The sequence below is a fragment of the Pseudomonas kielensis genome (genome assembly GCF_014236655.1).
Lineage (GTDB): Bacteria > Pseudomonadota > Gammaproteobacteria > Pseudomonadales > Pseudomonadaceae > Aquipseudomonas > Aquipseudomonas kielensis.
The window spans coordinates 342,036-359,940 of the sequence record NZ_JACMYG010000002.1; the positions used below are offsets into that span (position 1 = coordinate 342,036).

Genomic DNA, 17,905 nt, shown 5'->3' on the forward strand with positions numbered 1-17,905 from the left:
CGGCTTGTCAGGCCCAGTCTGCGCTGCACCTCCGGTCGGGAAATGGGAGCGATCTCCACTCCTGAGCTAATCATCTGGGCGAGGAGAGCGTCTATTGCTTCGTCAAGAGTGCCACCCCTCAAACCCTTTCGTCGCGCCATAATTACCCCTAGTCGTCTGAAACCGAACTGTGTCGTTTGTCCGAGTCCGCGACCGTCATTGGACGCCCATTTGGAAACACTCGTTGCACACCTGCATTGGTGTCGCGTGCTAGGACGGATTTTAGATTGTTGAGTTTGTCTTCCTGATCTACCAGCCATACATCGCTGCCTGCCTCTCCGGCACCGGCATCACGCATAATGGTAATTGCGTTCGTCAGATTCTCGGCTTGTCTCTCAAGGTTGGTTCGCTCCGATGGAGTGCCCATCAAATGGAGATGCGAGCAGCCATTCCAGCACTGAAGATGCTTGGGGCAGGGCGCTTGGGAGAAATCGTGAATGCACCCTCCAAAAGGTGTCACGTGCAGCGCCGTAGCGTGTACGGCAAGGAAGGCTTCTGCCGTGGTCGTGCCTTTATCTGACAGTAGCGCATGGTAACTGTCGGTCAAAGCACCCTGAATGCGCTTATGTCTTATTCCCGTATGTAGAAAGTCGATGCGGTCTCGATGACTATTGAACGCCAAGAACTCTTGATGGGTAGCAGTGTCTTCTTCAATGCTCGTGTGTTGGTAATAGACATTCTGGTCGAGACGTTTTCGCCCCAGGGCCAGCGCCTGCTGAACATTGCTCATCCCAGTAAGATGGTAAATAGTATTTCGCCAATGGCGCGGTTGATGGCTAGTCAGCTTGATCGGTGTCCCATCAGCTTCAAATAATGAACGGCGCGAGAATATGGACGAGAATCGCGGATCCGCGCCGAGCGCTCGGTTAATGTCAACCAACATCACTCGTCGTGGGATGGCACGGAACACATTGGCCTCACGCCCCCCCAATCGAAATTGTCCTTCAAATGCGATGGCAAGTGTTTCACTCGTTTTTAGGACAACACGAAGCTTACCGCTGACATTTTCGGTAAGCGCGGCATGACCGTGAAGTTTAGGGACTAGAAAACTCTCAATATCGCCGGCCAAGTAATGTCGCCTCCGCGCCTTGCTAGGATGGATTCCATTTCTTGAAAAGTACGCACTTAGGTTCCGAGACGCATCGCGATTCTGACTGAATCCAAGCCAGCTAAAAACTTCAGCTTCTGACATTTCCTCCTTGGGCGAGTAGTCCCAGAGCCGCCCTGGATGATCTTCTTGCCATTTAGCTATTTCTCGCTGTTCCTGGGTCAGTGACTTAAGTCGCTTGACTGCACGCCTAGCTAGAGGGACATCGCTTTCCGCAAACCATTGAATACGAGATTGAAAATGCTTCTCCGCAAAGTACCTGATACCACATTCGATCAGGCGCTTGCCATTTGCATCTACAACTAGCTCGCCTGTTGCTCCTTTAATTGGTCTTTCGACCCAGCAGTCAAAAGGTATTACCGCTACCTCGTTCCCCCTTTGGCCTGTCGCGATCAGTAAATCGATGACGCGCAGCAAGATTTCTTCACTGTCACTAAGCGGGTTATTTGAGCAAAGGGCGTAGGCTTCCATCGCCTCCCGAGTGGGTAGCTTCTCGTCAGATTTACGAAGTTTTACATCACGATCGGGATCATTCAGTGAAATGTAATCGTGACGGCGCTTTTCTGGTTTTGCATCATGCTCAAAGTGGATGGCGATCTCAGTCAATTGCAGACTATCAATCGTATCCGCTATTACTTGGAGATGAGAAATTGCGTCATAGAAGTTCTTGTAGCCACTCTCGCGGAGAAAACCTACGACGCGGTCGAAATCACCTCGCGTCAAGAGTGTGGGGTCGGATACGCCGCGCTCAAACAGGGTGTTGTACAGCCGTCGAACGGCAATATTGTATGCAGCCACCATCGAAAACTTCAGGCTTCTGGTGCGTTGTAAATATACAATTAGAGCCTTGCTAAAGTCTTGGAACGCAAAGGGGAGTGGCCCCTTCGGCGGTGCAGGATAACCTGTCTTTTCCAGGGCTTGTCGGTGCGTCTCGAACGTAAGTGCATGTTTGTTAACATCCCTTTGCGGCAACCAATTTCCGATACCCCACAATGGTTCTGCCCACGGTGTTGACATCGGTAATGACCGAAAAATCGCTTGCTCCTGTGCAATAAAGTTTTCGAGGCTCAGTCTTGCCCTAGACAGCGTCATCTTCGGCACCCTCCGTGTGCTGCCGGCAGCGTTCGATCGTAGCGCTTACTGCCAGGATGGTTGTCTGATGCTGGGCGAGGGGCCGGTTATGACTCAGATCACCGGCTTGTTCTGCCATATCAATGAACCGTTGGGCCTCCCGCTGGAGTGCGTCCTTTACCTGCTCGTGGCGGCCGTCAGCAAAGGGGTGGAACTTCTTGCAGGTGTAGCACGCGTATATAGGGTTGTAGGGACAGTGGGTATGAACGGGCAGGGCGCAGGCACCAATATCGCCTATGTATTGTGTATCAATGACGCCGCGGACTGCTGCTTCAGGAGCCGCATCGCGGCGTTGGACGATTTTCCCAGTTAATAAGCTGCGCATGATGCGTTGATAGGCCGGGCTCTCACCCAGTGCTTTCTCTTTGATCCGGGCAATGTTAGGGGTGGCCGTTACGTAAGCACGCGCTGCAACCGTGCTGTTGTGACCGAGCAGTTCAGCAATCATGTCTGCTGGAGTACCCTGATCCGCCAAGCCTTGCCCGAGGTGATGACGCAACAACATGGATACCTGATTCGGCCTATCTATCCCAGCTTCACGCAGCTCGTATTTGAGGCCTGTACCGATTTCAATAACAGAGAGACGCCTTCCACAAGGATTGACAAATAATGGTTCACAGTCGCTACCAAAACGGCGTTGAATTTCTAAAACGTGGCGTGAGATTTTCTCACCCAGGCGGGTGGTTATCTTGCGGGGGCGCCGCTCAGGTCTGCGCTGGCCGACTTTTTTGGCCATGGGTAACCACAGGGTATAGTACTTCTCGTGACCTGCGCTCTCAATAAACTCAAAGTCAGCAATGTCAAGTGAATGAATTTGAATCGATCGAGGTGCGATCTCGAAACCCAAGTGAAGCACTATATTAAACTGAACATCCACCCAAGAGTCATATTTAAGTTCTCGCTCAATGCGTTTGAGCAATCGAATTTCTTCATCAAGTTCTAAGCCAGACTGCGAGAGAAAAATTCGAGCATACGGGTCAACCCGATCTGACTTTACCTCCTTGATTTTTAAATATGTGGCTGGATCGAAGCCATTGATTCCTCTATCCATTGCCCAACGATAAAACCTTCGAAATCCTACAAGTACGGCCCTCGTTTTTTTTATCTCTTCGAGAGCAGTGATTAGTTGATGTGTGGCCCAAGGAAGTCCGGCCGCGAGATTTGTACCAGGTAAAAAACGAAGGGTATCCGCGAACATTACCGCAGTTCGAGGTGCATATTTCTCAAGCGCATAAGCCATAAAGCCTTTGCCTATTTCGATTAGCTCTGAATTCAACTGGATCGCACTCCAATCAATTTTCAGTGCAATTCCACCGTCGTACCAGGTCCACACCTTCAGTTGAGTATCCACATACTTTGGCTGGTCATTAGTGCGAGTCCGAATCGCAACGTGAGCGGGCCCCCTGAACACGTAAGCTGGCAAAGAGGAGGGCGGTGACGCGTGTTCTTGATCGGTTGATTTGGTCACGGCGAACCTCCTTAACTGTCAAGTCGGCTCCAGGCTGCCGAGGTGCGCTGGGCATTGTGGAGGTTGGCCGACTCGGCTAGATAACGACCTGCGTAACGGCGTGGCATAGTCGAGGTCTCAGACCAACCGCAGACTCGCCGTAGTTCGTCCGTGGCCCGCTCGAGGTCATGCCCACGCTTTTCGACCAGGTAAGCCAAAAAGTGGTCTGCAAAGGTGTGGCGAAAGTCATGCGCAGAAAGTGTAGGCAACAATCCTGGATGAGCCAGCTCAATGGTCAGAAACAGCCGATCAAGAACGTTAGACAACGCGCGGATCGACAGCGGGCGGCCACGATCCGAGATGAACAAATAGCGATACAGCAATTTCATCGGTTTACCGTCACGCAGAGGGCGCCGGTCGCGCTGGATATAGCGCTCGTAGACCTCATACAACTGTGCGGAGATGCCTACGGTCCGCCCATGTGTTTTGAGCGCAGGCTCTTCAACGCGCGGGTCGCGGGGATCATGTTCGCGATCATTGATGCTGACATAGGCGTGCTGAGAACCTTTATTGATATCCGTGGTGTAGAGCTTCAGAAGTTCTCCGCGACGGATGCCGGTCTCCAAGAGCAATTCAATCATTAGCCAGTTACGCAGTTGCAAACGCTCCGGGAACGGATTCTCCGCGGCGCCAGGGCGAATCAGTGTGCGAACGATCTGTAGTTGCGTATCTGTCAGGCTGCGGTAACGAGTGCGATCGGGACGAGCATTGATGATATGGCTCTCAAAGCGCCGCTCAATGACGTCGGCAACATCGGCAAATACCACGTTGATGTCAGCCTGTGTGGCTGAATTCTGACGGGCGCGCGGGATATAACGGGTGACGCACCAAGACAGGTATTTCTTCAGCAGGCGCAGGTACTGGTCACGTGTTCGTGAACTGATCTGCTGAAAAAGTACAGTGCCAGCTTTGCCGATTCGGGCGATCAGATTATCGGCATGACGGCCACTTTGGAGCCAAATAGCGTAACCGTCCAGCAAAGCCAGAATCGCCTCAAAGTGGCAGGCCAAGATGGCCTCATCGATATCCAGATCTCGGCTTTTGGCATAGGCGTAGAAAGCCTGGATCGCGCGCAGGTGCGCCGCAGCCGTGTTGTAAGCCCGGTGCCTGAGTTTGAGTTGGACGTAGATGAACGGAATGAGTATGGGCAACGGCGTCGCATCACCAGCTTGTACAAGCAGCGGTAGTCGTTGACCTGAAGAGAACCGGCACTGAATCAGTTTCATCGACAGCTACCTCATTCAAGGACTCGCTATGAACACGAAACACATGGCCCGTTGAGAGAGTAGACATCAAATACGAATTGGTCGAATCAGTGACTTACGTGGCTTATGAACATTTCTAACATAGCCTGCCGTTTAACATAATATACATTATGCGAACCGACAGATATGAACCTATGGGGCTCTGGTAGTCAGATTTTAAGGCAGACCCAGCCTCCCACATGCCACCTCTGGCTCAGCTTGCTGCCTGGCGATGCCAACGGCAACCCATGCCTCTGGTGATGCACGTTCGTTGTAATGACCCATTACGTTGGCAAACGCCCACCCCTGTATTCTCATCACCACCGACTGGACACATGTCGCGCAACAGGACGCTCATTATTCCCAGCGACCGCCGCACAACCAACCAACTAGCTTGCGAATCAACCATCAACCCAGGTGTTCCGTATGCAAAGAAACCCTGCGCGAATCTTTCAGATCACCGGAGGTTTCCTTTGCGTACGCAATATTGGTCAAGTTGCCGGGTATTGGCGTGAATGCTTTGTGTGGCTCGAGGCCGGATGGCGGCGCCATGTCACTCGGTGGGTTTAACGGGAGTCGTTGAAGAGCCGATCACGCTTGCGATATTGCCCATATCGGGACGCAGTTCAGTCTTGCCATTCAAAAAGTCCAACGCGCGTTGCCGATCAGCAGCCGTCATGGCAGCGAGCCTGGTCGAGATAGCCTTCAGTTCATCGTCGTGAATCTTATCCATGTTCGTTCTCCTGATAGGCACCACACGGTGTTGGAAGCCCCATATTCCGGACATTCCAGGGTTGTGGCTACTGTAGGAAGTACCCGTTTTTTAGTGTTTTTGACGATAGTGGCTATTTCCATATTCAACAACGGTAGAGCTCGGAATGTCGGTGTGTGCCCTACTCTTCATATTCCAATAACTTATAACTCAACTAAAGCTCTATTTAGTTGAGTTATATATTGGTGAGTCTTGGACCGTGACTGATCAGCCCCCTGCTCCTCAGCTTTTGATCTGTACTCGGCCAGTTCGCGTAGTGTCGTGATCCTGACTACGCTTGTGTTCGGATCCCTATCGGAGTTTGGTTAATGAGCAAGAAAAAACAGGCGCTTGCGAAAGCGCAGCCGCCCGCGCCGCTCAATCGCAAGGACTACGAGAAGCAACTTGCCGCCCTGCACGTCGAGCTGGTGAAGTTGCAGCAATGGGTGGTTGCCACGGGGGCCAAGGTGGTCATTGTGTTTGAGGGCCGTGACGGTGCGGGCAAAGGCGGCACGATCAAGGCCCTGACCGAGCGCGTGAGCCCGAGGATCTTTCGGGTGGTTGCCTTGCCTGCCCCGTCGGAGCGGGAAAAATCCCAGATGTACCTGCAGCGCTATATGCCGCACATGCCGGCCGCTGGCGAAGTGGTGATTTTCGACCGCAGTTGGTACAACCGCGCTGGCGTGGAACGAGTCATGGGGTTTTGCAGCGAGGATCAGGCGCGCACGTTCCTTGATCTGGCGCCGAGTTTCGAGCGTTTGATGGTCAACTCCGGGATCCTGCTGTTCAAGTACTGGCTGGAGGTCAGTCCTGAGGAACAAAGCCGTCGCCTCAAGGAGCGCATCACCGACGGGCGCAAGACCTGGAAACTCTCGCCCATGGATATCAAGTCCTACAACCGTTGGGATGATTACACCCGTGCGCGCGACGAGATGTTCCAGGCTACGGATTCGCAGTGGGCGCCCTGGCATGCGGCCCGCTCGGAAAACAAGAAGTCGGTGCGGCTCAATGTGATCACTCACCTGCTGGAAAACATTCCCTACGAAACCATCAAGCAACCGCGAGTCAGGCTGCCCAAGCGCAAGGTGGGCGACTACAAGGCCATCAACTATCCGTTCAAATACATCGCCGAACGGTTCTGAGCACCAGGGCAAGTGATTCACCACAGGGCCGGGCGCATCTATGGGCAGTGCATGGAAAACGATGTGGTTGCTGGCGCTCGTCCTGTTCGGGTCATGGTCCGTTGTCATGGCGGCGGACGCCAGCCCGGTCGGCCTGGTAGCCAAGACTGAGCAGGCGACGTTTGTCATTGCGCAGAATGACTTGCCGGGCTTGCAGGCCCGTCTCGACGGCCTCAAGCAGCAGGTGTCGCTGGCCGACAGCCTGACCCAACTGGTCAGTCTGCAGGACTTGATTCAGACCTACCTCAACGACGTCGAACGGCAACTCTCGGCGTTGCGGCCGTTGCAGGCCCAGCTCCAGGCCCAGCTGGGGGTGCTGGGCCCCGCCTCCGCTGACGAACAGGCGCCGGAAAACACCGACATTGCGATCCAGCGCATCCATCTCATCGAGCAGAAAGACAAGCTCGACAGCAGTTTGAAAACCCTGGCCGGCCTCAAGGCCAGTGCCACGGAGCTGACCACCCAGATTGCCGCCCTGCGCCGCAGCCTGCTGGAAAGCGAAGTGACGCAGCGCAGTAACAGCATCCTCAGCCCGAATTTCTGGCGGCCGTTGATTGCCCCGCAACCGCAAGACCGGCAACGGCTCAGTGCGGTGCTGCAGGAGATCGGCGCCACCCTGGCGTCGGTCTGGCAGCCGGGCCAACGCCTGGCGAGCAGTATGTTGCTGTTGCTGGCACTGGCGGTGTGGACCCAGGGACGTAGGCTCGCTGAGCGGGGGCTGTTCTGGGTGTGCATTCATCGCATGCCCGAAGGTCGGCTGCGCCGCAGTTCATTGGCGCTGGCATCGATCCTCGCCACCTTGCTGACCGCTACCTGCGCCTTGGAGTTGCTGTTTTATGCGGTGACACGGCAACTGCCGTTGACTCCCATGCTGCAGAACCTGGCCGAAGAAATCGAAAAACTGGTGTACACCTGCGTGCTGATTACCGGCCTGAGCCGGGCCTTGCTCTCGAACCGCCATCCCTCCTGGCGACTGCCGGCGATTGCCGACCCCGTGGCCATGGCAATGGAGCCCTTTCCGCGGATCCTGGCGGGCGTGCTGCTGGTCCTGGTGACGCTGTCGCAGATCACCAACGTCAGCGGCATGAGCTCCCAGGCGGTGATTGTTGGCCGGGGCGTGATCGCCCTGATCGTGACCGTGATCCTTGCCATCTTGCTGTTGCACATCAGCAAGGTACGCAAGGCCGTGGCCGACAGCGGTGAGGCTCCGGAAGCCGGCACCACCCTGGCTGGGCTGATGTACGCGTTCACCAGCCTGGCGGTCGTGGCCTCCATGTTGGCGCTGCTGACGGGCTACATCTCGCTGGCCCGGTTCATCACCTATGAACTCGTGTGGCTGTTCATTGTGTTCTCCGGTTTCTACCTGCTGATGCAGTTGTTCAAGGACCTGTGCGAGTACCTGTTTTCCCCCAGGCAAGCCAGCGGCAAGGCACTCAAGCAGTTGCTGGGGATCGGCGATGCGCGCCTGGAGCAGGTTTCGACGGTGCTGTCGGGGGCCGGTCGCGCGAGCATGCTGTTGTTCGCCTTGATTGCGCTGCTGGTGGGCGGCGTCGGCACCACCTTCGGTCAACTGTTTGCCCAGGCCCTGGAGATTCTCGGCGGCGCGGGCTTGCGCAAACTGAACATCATCCCTGGGCATTTGCTCAACGCGGTGTTGGCGTTGTTGATTGGCGTCTACCTGATCCGCTCACTGCGCCGCTGGCTGGACAACGAGTTCCTGCCCAAGACCGCGATGGACCCTGGCATGTGCGCGTCCCTGAGCACGCTGTTCGCCAACATCGGGTACGCCCTGGTGATTTTGCTCGCCCTGTCTTCGCTGGGCGTGCAATGGACGAACCTGGCCTGGATCGTCAGTGCGTTGTCGGTGGGCATTGGGTTTGGTTTGCAGGAAATCGTCAAGAATTTCGTCTCCGGCCTGATTCTGCTGACCGAGCGCCCGGTCAAGGTCGGCGACCTGATCAGTATCAGTGGGGTCGAAGGCGACATTCGGCGGATCAATGTCAGGGCCACGGAAATCCAGCTCAGTGACCGCTCCATTGTGATCGTCCCCAACTCCCAGCTGATTTCCCAGAACCTGCGCAACGTGACCCTGGGCGGGAGTGCCCAGGGGGTGGCGACGCTGGAACTGACCTTCGCGCTGGATATCGATCCCGAGCAAGTCAACGACCTGCTGTACAACACCTACTGCGAGCACGAGAACATCCTCGACCACCCTGCCCCCTTCGTGCGCTTCAGCAAGTTGACGCCCGACGGCATCACCCTGACCGTCACCGGCTACGTCAGCAGCCCCAGAGTGGTCGGCAAGATCAAGAGCGACCTGCTGTTCGAGATCCTCAAGCGCCTGGGGGCCGCCGGCATCTCCCTGGCCAAACCGGCGGCGGAGTGACCGCCGGCCTCAGCTCATTTCTTCCTCGCGGATCAGCTTTTTGTTGATCTTGCCGACGCTGGTCTTGGGGATCTCGGTGACGAACTTGAACTGCTTGGGGATCGCCCACTTGTTGATCCGCCCACGCTCGACAAACGTCTGCAGGTGCGCTTCGAGGAGCTTGCGGTCCAGGTAGTGCCCGGGCTCGCACACCACCAGGGCCATGGGCCGTTCCCCCCACTGCTCGTCAACAATCCCGACCACCGCCACCGACATCACCGCCGGGTGTTCGCTGATCAGGCTTTCCAGTTCCAGGGAGCTGATCCACTCCCCGCCCGTCTTGATCACATCCTTGATCCGGTCTTTGATTTCCACGCCGCCGCGGGCATCGATCGACGCCATGTCGCCGGTGTGCAGCCAACCGCCCTGCCACAACTCGGCGCCCTTTTGCGGCTCCTTCAGATACCCCTGGGTCAACCAGGGCGCGCGCACCACGATCTCACCCAGGGCTTCACCGTCGTGGGGCACGTCATTGCCTTCGGCATCGATGATTTTCAGGTCGACCATCGGCACCGGCACCCCAGTCTTGATACGCGTGGCCAGTTGGTCCTGCATGGGTTGCTGCAGATCGTCGGCCCGCAGATAGGTGGTGCACAGCACCGGGCAGGTTTCCGACATGCCGTAGCCACTGTGTACCTGGATCCCCCTGGCGCTGGCTTCGCTGGCAATGCCCAGGGTCAGCGCGCTGCCGCCCAGGAGCATTTTCCAGCCATCAAAACGGCTGTGCTTGCCCGCCTCGCAGTTGAGGATCATCTGCAAAATGGTCGGCACACAGTGGGAAAACGTGACCTTCTCCTCACGGTACAACTGCACCAGCCGATTGGGCTCGTAACGCCCCGGGTACACCTGCTTGAGGCCCATGAGCGTCGCAACATAGGGCACGCCCCAGGCATGCACATGGAACATCGGGGTGATGGGCATGTACACATCGTCGGAGCGCAACAGTGGCAAGCCTTGATAGGCGCCGAGGGTGCCCACCGCATTGAGGGTGTGCAGCACCAGTTGGCGGTGGGTGAAATACACGCCTTTCGGGTCGCCGGTGGTGCCGGTGGTGTAGAACAGCGTCGCCACCGAGTTCTCATCGAAGTCGGGGAAGGCGTACTGGTCTGCGGCCTCGGCCAACAGGTGCTCGTACTCCCCCACCACTGGCAGGCAGGTCTCGGCCGCCGTCTCATCCGTCAGCTGCAGGTAACCCTTGACCGTCGTCAGTTGCCCTTGCAGTTGTTCGACCAGGGGCAGGAAGTCGTCATGCACCAGCACCAGGTCATCCTCGGCGTGGTTCATGGTGAACAGCACCTGCTCCGCCGACAGGCGAATGTTCACGGTGTGCAGCACCGCGCCGATCATCGGCACGGCAAAGAAGCATTCCAGGTAGCGGTGGCTGTCCCAATCGAGCAAGGCCACGGTGTCCCCGGCCTTGACGCCGGCGGCGGTCAAGGCGTTGGCCAGGCGGCGAATCCGCTGGTTGAGGGTCTGGTAGCTGTAGCGCAGTTTGTCGGCGTAGACGATTTCCCGCCCTGGCTCGTAGCGCACCCCGGACAGCAGCAATTGCTTGATCAGCAAGGGATAGGCATAGGCGCCGGCGGCCGGAGGAATGATTTTTGTCTCGATCATGCTGGGGTTCCTTGTCCGTTCAATCAGAACTGCGCGGCTGGAAGTTCATAAAGGCAGGCGCTACCGGCCCTGACCGATTCGCTCAGTGAATGGATGCGCGGCAACAGGCGGGCGAAGTAGAAACGCGCGGTGCACAGCTTGCCGGCATAGAACTCATCCTCATGGGCCTTGCCCATGGCCGCCTGGGCCATCAACGCCCACATATAGGCATAGGCGGTGTAGCCAAAGACCTGCAGGTACTCCACCGAGGCCGCGCCGATTTCATTCGGGTTGTCCTGCGCCCGATCCAGCAGCCAGGCGGTCAGTTCGTCGAGGTTGTCGACGGCGGCGCTCAGTGGCTTGCAGAACTTGCCCATGTCCGCCCCGGCATTGGCGATGAAATGGCGGATTTCTTCGGCGAACACGCGATACAGCGCCCCGCCGCTGCCGACAATCTTGCGCCCGGCCAGGTCCAGGGACTGAATGCCGTTGGTGCCTTCATAGATCTGGGTGATCCGCACATCACGCACCAGTTGCTCTTGCCCCCACTCACGGATGTAGCCGTGGCCGCCAAACACCTGCTGGCCGTGCACCGTGGTCTCCAGCCCCATGTCGGTGAGGAACGCCTTGGCCACCGGCGTCAGCAAAGCCACCAGTTCCTGGGCGCGGGTCCGGGTTGCCGGGTCTTGGCTGTACTTGGCCGTGTCCAGTTGCAGCGCCACGTAGCTGGAAAACGCCCGGCCGCCCTCGTTCAAGGCTTTCATGGTCAGCAACATGCGTCGCACGTCCGGGTGCACGATGATCGGGTCGGCGGCCTTTTCGGTGGCCTGCGGGCCCGTGGGTGCGCGGCTCTGCAGGCGATCGCGGGCGTACTCCACCGCGTTCTGGTAGGAACGCTCACCCAACGCCAGGCCCTGGATACCTACGCCCAGGCGCTCGTAGTTCATCATGGTGAACATCGCGGCCAGGCCCTTGTTCGGCGCATCGACGATCCAGCCGGTGGCACCGTCGAAGTTCATCACGCAGGTGGGGGACGCCTTGATGCCCATCTTGTGTTCGATGGAACCGCACGACAGCGCGTTGGTGGCGCCCAGGGAGCCATCGTCGTTGACCAGCACCTTGGGCACCAGGAACAGCGAAATGCCCTTGGGCCCGGCCGGCGCATCCGGCAGTCGCGCCAGCACCAGGTGAATGATGTTCTCGGTCAGGTCGTGCTCACCGCCGGTGATGAAGATCTTGCTGCCGCTGATCCGGTAGCTGCCATCGGCTGCCGGCTCGGCCCGGGTGCGAATCAGCCCCAGGTCGGTACCCGCATGGGCTTCGGTCAGGCACATCGAGCCGGTCCAGGTGCCGGCGTACATGTTCGGCAGGTAGCGTTGCTTGAGCGCCTGGCTGGCGTGGGCGTTGATCGACAGGCAGGCGCCGGCCGTCAGCATCGGGTACAGGCCAAACGACAGGCTGGCGGAGTTGACCATCTCCTCGACCTGGGCCGAAATCGCCTTGGGCATGCCCATGCCACCAAACTGCGGGTCGCCGCCAACGCCCACCCAACCGCCTTCGGCAAACGCCTGGTACGCCTCGGCGAAACCCTGTGGCGCAGTCACCTGGCCGTTGTCCCACCCACAGCCTTGCTCATCACCGCTGCGGTTCAGCGGCGCGATCACGTGCGCGCTGATCTTGCCGGCTTCCTCGAGGATCGCCGCGGCTGTCTCTGGATCGATGACCTCGGCCAGGCCCGGCAATTGCGCCCATAACCTGGAAACCTGGAACACCTCATTGAGGACAAACTGCATGTCACGCAAAGGGGCTTTGTAATCAGACATAGTTGGCTTTCTCACAAGTTGTCAGTGCATCAGGCATACCCTGACGTTGGGATGTGTCGGTTGTACCGGCGGGGGCCACGGAGTTTTCGGCTGCCACCCGACGCTCCAGCGCCGGATCTCGCAGCAGGAAGTACGACAGGGCCGGAATCAGGATCAGCGCGCCCAGCATGTTCCACAGGAACATGAAGGTCAGCAGGATGCCCATGTCCGCCTGGAACTTGATGGGCGACCAGACCCAGCACACCACGCCGGCGGCCAGGGTGATGCCCACCAGGCCCACGACCCGACCGGTGAACGACACGGCATTGCGGTAGGCCTGGGCCAGTGGCAGGCCCTGGCGCTGGTAATGCAGTTGCACGCTGAGCAGGTACAGGGCGTAGTCCACGCCGATTCCCACCCCCAAGGCGATCACCGGCAGGGTCGCGACCTTGACCCCGATCCCCATGACCACCATCAGCGCTTCGCAGAGGATCGAGGTCAGTACCAAAGGCAGCAGCGCCACCAGGGTTGCGCGCCAACTGCGGAAGGTAATCAGGCAGAACAGCGTGACCGCCGCATAGACATACAGCAGCATGCTGCGATTGGCTTCGCGCACCACAATGTTGGTGGCCGCCTCGATCCCGGCGCTGCCGGCGGCCAGCAGGAACTGGCGATCTTCGCTGCTGTTGTCGCGGGCGAATTTATCGGCGATGGCCACCACCTCATCCAGGGTCTGGGCCTTGTGGTCCTTGAGGTAGGCAATCACCGGCATCAGCGAGCAATCGGTGTTGAACAGTTCCGGGGAATTGACCGAGGCCTGCTGGGCCGCATAGTTCAACACGTCCTGGTTGCGCTGGATGCTGTTGAGCTTGGGGTTGCCCTCATAAGTGCCCGCAGTGATCTGGCGCACGGCATTGACCAGCGAGGTGGTCGCCTGCACGCCCGGTGACTGCTGCAGTTCCCAGGCCAGGCGGTCGGCGAGCACCAGGGTCTTGTAGTTCAGGCAGCCTTCGGGAGCGGTCTTGATCATCACCGCGAACAGATCGCTGGACAGCGCGTAGTGCTGGGTGATGTAGGCGTTGTCGCGGTTGTAGCGCGAGTCGGCACGCAGCTCCGGCGCCCCGCTTTCCAGGTCGCCGATCTGCAGGTGCAAGCTGATCATGAAGCCGCCGATGCCCATCACCAGGGCCACCAGCACCGCCCCCGTGGCCCACTTGGCGCTGGTGAAACGGTCGAGCCAGTCCCACAGCTTGCCAAAGCCCTTGTGGCCGTCGGCCCGGGTGTCGATCTTCAGGGCACGCTCGGCCGCCTTGCGGCCGACACCGACATAGGACAGCGCCACCGGCATCAGCAACAAGGAGGTAAAGATCAGTACGGCGACGCCGATGCTGGCGCTGATGGCCAGGTCCTTGATCACCGGAATGTCGATCAGCATCAGCACCGCAAACCCCACGGCGTCAGCCAGCAGTGCAGTGACCCCGGCAATGAACAGGCGGCGAAAGGTGTAGCGCGCGGCGATCAGCTTGTGGGTGCCACGGGCGATGTCTTGCATGATCCCGTTCATCTTCTGCGCGGCATGGGACACGCCGATGGCGAAGATCAGGAACGGCACCAGCACCGAGTACGGATCGATGGCATAACCCAGCCAGGCGACGATGCCCAGTTGCCAGACCACCGCGATCAGCGAGCAGCCGACCACCAGCAAGGTGCTGCGCACGCATCGGGTATAGAGGTAGATGATCAGCAGCGAGGTCACCACCGCCAGGCCGAAGAACATCATCACCTGGATCAGGCCGTCGATCAGGTCGCCCATCAGCTTGGCGAAACCGATCACCCGCACCTTGTACGGGCCCTTGCCCTCCTCCCCGGACGCGCGTGCCGCCTTGTCGCCGGCAAATTCGATCTTGTCGCGCAGTTGCTCTTCGAGCATCTGCGAGAACGCGTGGTAGTTGATCGGCTGGCCACCGGCGGCGGCCTTGTCCAGCAGCGGGATGATCAACATGCTCGACTTGTAGTCACTGGCCACCAGGCTGCCGACGATGCCGGCCCGGGCGATGTTCTGCCGCAACTGTTCGATCTGCTCGGGCTTGCCCTCATAGGTGTCGGGCATCACCGGGCCACCCTGGAAGCCTTCCTCAGTGACCTCGGTCCAGCGCACGGCCGGGCTCCACAACGATTTCATCCAGGCACGATCGACGCCTTCGGTGAGGAACAACTGATCGTTGACCTGCTTGAGCACGTCCAGGTAGGCAGGGTCGAAGATGTCGCCCTGGGTGTTCTCCACCACCACCCGCACCGAGTTGCCCAGGCCGCGCAGGGACTGGCGGTTCTCCAGGAAGTTCTGGATGTAGGGCTGGCTCTGGGGAATCATTTTTTCAAAGCTGGGGCGCAGTTCCAGGCGCGTGGCGGCCATATAGCCCAGCACCACCGTCGCCAGCGCCATCAGCAGCATGAACAGCGGCCGGTAGTTGAACACCAGGCGCTCCAGGCGGTTGCCGGAGCGTTGGTCGAAGTCACGCACGTCGCGGATGACCGGCATGGTGTCTTGCTTGATATTGCCCATGTCTGGGTTCTCGCTCTAAGGATTCGAGGTCTTAATCGCCGGACAGCGCCCGTGCACCACGGCTACCCACCACCACCAGCGCACCATTGGCGGCTTGGGTGATACCGGCCACCGGGGCGGGTTCGGCTTGCGGCACCAGGTGCAACGGCGCACCGGCACCCTGGCTCTGCAGCATCTGCCCACCCTGGGTGAACAAGCGGTACTGACCCTTGGCGTCGAGCAGGCCAGCGGTGATGCTGACGTGCAGGCCGGTGTCCAGCGGCGTCCAGTTCAGGCCGCCATCGACGCTGCGCAGCACGTTGCCGCGCAAGCCGTAGGCAAGCACCTCGCCGGGTTTGCCGAGCACCCCGAAAAAGCTGCCCTGATAAGGCGTGGCCAAGGCGACGAAGCGTTGCCCGGCCTCATCCCAGCGCAACATCAAGCCTTGCTCGCCGGCGATGTACAGCGCGTCGCCGGTGGAGGCGATGGCGTTCAGGTGAAAGCCCTGGGGGTTGTCGGTGCGGTCCTGAAACGGTGTCCAGGTCAACCCACCGTCCTCGGTGCGCAGGATCAGGTTGAACACACCGACCACATAACCGAGTTGATCGTTGGCGAACCAGACGTCGAGCAATGGCTTGTCGGCGCCCTGCTCCACCATGCGCTGGCCTTCGTCTGCCAGTTGCGCCCAGCGCTCGTTAGCCGGTTCGGCCCTGGCCAGGTCGCCGTAGTGCTTGACCAGCAAGGCGCCGATCTGGCGCCCGTCCAGTTGTTTGCTCCAGCTCGCCCCGGCATCACTGCTGTGCAACACCACGCCGTCGTTCCCCACCGCCCAGCCTTGCGAGGGCGATGGAAAACTCACCGCGTTGAGATCGGCGCTCACCGGCACCACGGCTTGTTGCCAGTGGGTGCCGCTGTCATCGGAATACAGAACATGGCCACGCTGGCCGACCGCGATCAGCCGCTCGCCAGCCCGCGCCATGCCTGACAACGGGCTGCGCACCGCCAGCGGGCTGGCCTTGGCTGGCAAGTCCAGGACATCGACGTAGCCAGCGGCCCATGTCAGGCCCTGGCTGACGGCAAGCACGGCGCCCAGCGCCACTTGCAGGTACTTTTTGTACGAACCCATACCGCGTCCTCTTCGGAAAACTGCGCCAGGCCACACAACCGTGTGGCCTGGCGTTGACACCTGGCGTCCTTGCCGATCAGCGAATGCCCGAACCTGCCAGGGACTCCGGCGACCACTGCGCCTTGGAGAGCGGCTCGATGTACTTGATGCCGCCGTAAGGGCCGACCACACCGTTGATGTTGTAGGAGCCACCGACCAGGTCGTAGATCATGAAAGGCGTGGAGTCCGGGATCTGCTTGTCATAGCTCTGGCTGAGGAACGCGAAGGAGCCGCGATACAGTTGGCCACGGGCGTCGTACTGGTCTGAGGCCAGAGCGGTCCAGCTGTCTTCATCGAGGTAGAAGCGGCGTTTCTGGTAGATGTGCCGGGCGCCGGCCTTGAGGTTGCCCTCGACGACCCACACCCGGTGTTTTTCCCAGCGCACATAATCCGGTGCCAGGTGATTGGGGGTGGTCAGCGACTTCGGATCCTGGGCGTAGGTCAGTTTGTAGGTGTTGTAGGGCACGATCATTTCCTGCTTGCCCACCAGCTTCCAGTCGTAGCGGTCCAGGGCCCCGTTGAACACGAACACATCGTCGTAGGTGCCCGCGCCGGCCGTGCCCGGGTTCGGTGTGTCATAGGCCAGGTTCGGGGCCAGCTTGACCCGACGCTGGCCAGGCAGGTACTGCCAGGCGCGACGGGGTTGCTGCAGCGGGTTGGCGGCGTCCTTGAGCATCACCGCTTCGCCGGCCCGGCGCGCAGGACCGGTGTACGACAGCTTCATCTGGTAGTACACGTCGGCACTGCTGATCGGTTGCGCGAGATTTTCGTAGATCGGGTAGGAAATCATTGCCTGGCCGGTGGTCGCCAGGCTCGCCACGCCAGCGGAATCGACGTTCCAGGAGTCGTACTTGGAGTTGATGTTGACCCCCTGGTAGCGCAGCAGGAAGTTCCACATCGCCTCATTGCCCGACTGCGGGATCGGGAACGGCACGCCAGGCAGCACGTTGTCGATGGCCAGGCCGCCTTCCAGGGACTTGGCACCGGTGGCGTTCTTCACGCCGTTGTCCAGCACGGCCTTGGGCAAGGTGACGGTGCGGTGGGTCGGGTAGACGTTGACGTGAAAGCTGGGGAAACGCTTGGCCAGCTCCAGGGTGGTTGCCGTCAGCGCGCCCTTGTACTGCTCGGCATTCTTGCCGTCGATCACCAGCACCGGCTTTTCATCGGCAAAAGGGTCCGGACGCATGCTGTCGCCGGCCTTGAAGCTGGCCGGTGGCGTGGTCAGGCCGCCGCTGTAGGCGGGAATCGAGCCATCGGCATTGCCGGCCTTTTCCGCCCCGATCAGGGTCAGGCTGCTGCCCAGCTTGGCGGCTTCCTGGGCGGAGACGGCGGCTTGGGCCTGGCCGGCGATGACCAGGGCCAGTGAGGCAGCCAACACGGTGTGCACGAATTTCATCTTGTTATTCTCCTGCTGACT

General features: G+C 59.4%; 11 protein-coding genes. 2 read left to right on the top strand and 9 right to left on the bottom strand.

The window, feature by feature from the left end:
- Window positions 1-148: 148 nt before the first annotated feature.
- The 4 genes from H7995_RS03130 to H7995_RS03145 all read right to left on the bottom strand — a co-directional run bounded on the left by H7995_RS03130 (window position 149) and on the right by H7995_RS03145 (window position 5,762).
- Entirely contained in the window at window positions 149-2,239 is a 2,091-nt protein-coding gene (locus H7995_RS03130) for a hypothetical protein (RefSeq protein ID WP_185817969.1), read from the bottom strand.
- A complete protein-coding gene (locus H7995_RS03135; protein WP_185817970.1) occupies window positions 2,226-3,746 on the bottom strand; it encodes a site-specific recombinase in 1,521 nt (506 codons plus the stop codon). The genes H7995_RS03130 and H7995_RS03135 overlap by 14 nt, the downstream gene beginning before the upstream one ends.
- A gap of 11 nt (window positions 3,747-3,757) precedes the next feature.
- Complete coding sequence (locus H7995_RS03140; protein WP_185817971.1) at window positions 3,758-5,011, bottom strand: tyrosine-type recombinase/integrase; 1,254 nt, start codon at window positions 5,009-5,011, stop codon at window positions 3,758-3,760.
- Between the two features lie 571 nt (window positions 5,012-5,582).
- The gene (locus tag H7995_RS03145) at window positions 5,583-5,762 is read right to left on the bottom strand and encodes a hypothetical protein (protein WP_166590982.1); all 180 of its coding nucleotides are present in this window, start codon (window positions 5,760-5,762) and stop codon (window positions 5,583-5,585) included.
- 347 nt (window positions 5,763-6,109) lie between these two features.
- Here H7995_RS03145 and ppk2 point away from each other — a divergent pair, with 347 nt between their 5' ends.
- Both ppk2 and H7995_RS03155 read left to right on the top strand, forming a co-directional pair.
- Complete coding sequence (gene ppk2, locus H7995_RS03150) at window positions 6,110-6,922, top strand: polyphosphate kinase 2 (protein ID WP_166590981.1); 813 nt, start codon at window positions 6,110-6,112, stop codon at window positions 6,920-6,922.
- A gap of 40 nt (window positions 6,923-6,962) precedes the next feature.
- Window positions 6,963-9,347, top strand: coding sequence for a DUF3772 domain-containing protein (locus tag H7995_RS03155; RefSeq protein WP_185817972.1), 2,385 nt, complete (start codon window positions 6,963-6,965; stop codon window positions 9,345-9,347).
- Window positions 9,348-9,356: 9 nt separating this feature from the next.
- Here H7995_RS03155 and H7995_RS03160 read toward each other — a convergent pair whose 3' ends face one another.
- The 5 genes from H7995_RS03160 to H7995_RS03180 form a co-directional block, all read right to left on the bottom strand.
- Window positions 9,357-11,000: a fatty acid--CoA ligase gene (locus H7995_RS03160; protein WP_185817973.1), complete on the bottom strand. Its 1,644-nt coding sequence runs from the start codon at window positions 10,998-11,000 to the stop codon at window positions 9,357-9,359.
- 23 nt (window positions 11,001-11,023) lie between these two features.
- Window positions 11,024-12,802, bottom strand: a complete 1,779-nt coding sequence (locus H7995_RS03165) for an acyl-CoA dehydrogenase C-terminal domain-containing protein (protein WP_166590978.1) — start codon at window positions 12,800-12,802, stop codon at window positions 11,024-11,026.
- Complete coding sequence (locus H7995_RS03170; protein WP_166590977.1) at window positions 12,795-15,344, bottom strand: efflux RND transporter permease subunit; 2,550 nt, start codon at window positions 15,342-15,344, stop codon at window positions 12,795-12,797. The genes H7995_RS03165 and H7995_RS03170 overlap by 8 nt, the downstream gene beginning before the upstream one ends.
- 31 nt (window positions 15,345-15,375) lie before the next feature.
- The gene (locus H7995_RS03175; RefSeq protein WP_185817974.1) at window positions 15,376-16,449 is read right to left on the bottom strand and encodes a WD40/YVTN/BNR-like repeat-containing protein; all 1,074 of its coding nucleotides are present in this window, start codon (window positions 16,447-16,449) and stop codon (window positions 15,376-15,378) included.
- Window positions 16,450-16,525: 76 nt separating this feature from the next.
- A complete protein-coding gene (locus H7995_RS03180) occupies window positions 16,526-17,884 on the bottom strand; it encodes a DUF1329 domain-containing protein (RefSeq protein WP_166590975.1) in 1,359 nt (452 codons plus the stop codon).
- Window positions 17,885-17,905 lie beyond the last annotated feature (21 nt).

What these genes read in the sequence shown, in the direction of transcription:
- H7995_RS03180 (WP_166590975.1), bottom strand. Translation starts at nt 17,884, where the DNA reads ATGAAATTCGTGCACACCGTGTTGGCTGCCTCACTGGCCCTGGTCATC.
- H7995_RS03155 (WP_185817972.1), top strand. Translation starts at nt 6,963, where the DNA reads ATGGGCAGTGCATGGAAAACGATGTGGTTGCTGGCGCTCGTCCTGTTC.
- H7995_RS03140 (WP_185817971.1), bottom strand. Translation starts at nt 5,011, where the DNA reads ATGAAACTGATTCAGTGCCGGTTCTCTTCAGGTCAACGACTACCGCTG.
- H7995_RS03160 (WP_185817973.1), bottom strand. Translation starts at nt 11,000, where the DNA reads ATGATCGAGACAAAAATCATTCCTCCGGCCGCCGGCGCCTATGCCTAT.
- H7995_RS03165 (WP_166590978.1), bottom strand. Translation starts at nt 12,802, where the DNA reads ATGTCTGATTACAAAGCCCCTTTGCGTGACATGCAGTTTGTCCTCAAT.
- H7995_RS03130 (WP_185817969.1), bottom strand. Translation starts at nt 2,239, where the DNA reads ATGACGCTGTCTAGGGCAAGACTGAGCCTCGAAAACTTTATTGCACAG.
- ppk2 (WP_166590981.1), top strand. Translation starts at nt 6,110, where the DNA reads ATGAGCAAGAAAAAACAGGCGCTTGCGAAAGCGCAGCCGCCCGCGCCG.
- H7995_RS03170 (WP_166590977.1), bottom strand. Translation starts at nt 15,344, where the DNA reads ATGGGCAATATCAAGCAAGACACCATGCCGGTCATCCGCGACGTGCGT.
- H7995_RS03145 (WP_166590982.1), bottom strand. Translation starts at nt 5,762, where the DNA reads ATGGATAAGATTCACGACGATGAACTGAAGGCTATCTCGACCAGGCTC.
- H7995_RS03175 (WP_185817974.1), bottom strand. Translation starts at nt 16,449, where the DNA reads ATGGGTTCGTACAAAAAGTACCTGCAAGTGGCGCTGGGCGCCGTGCTT.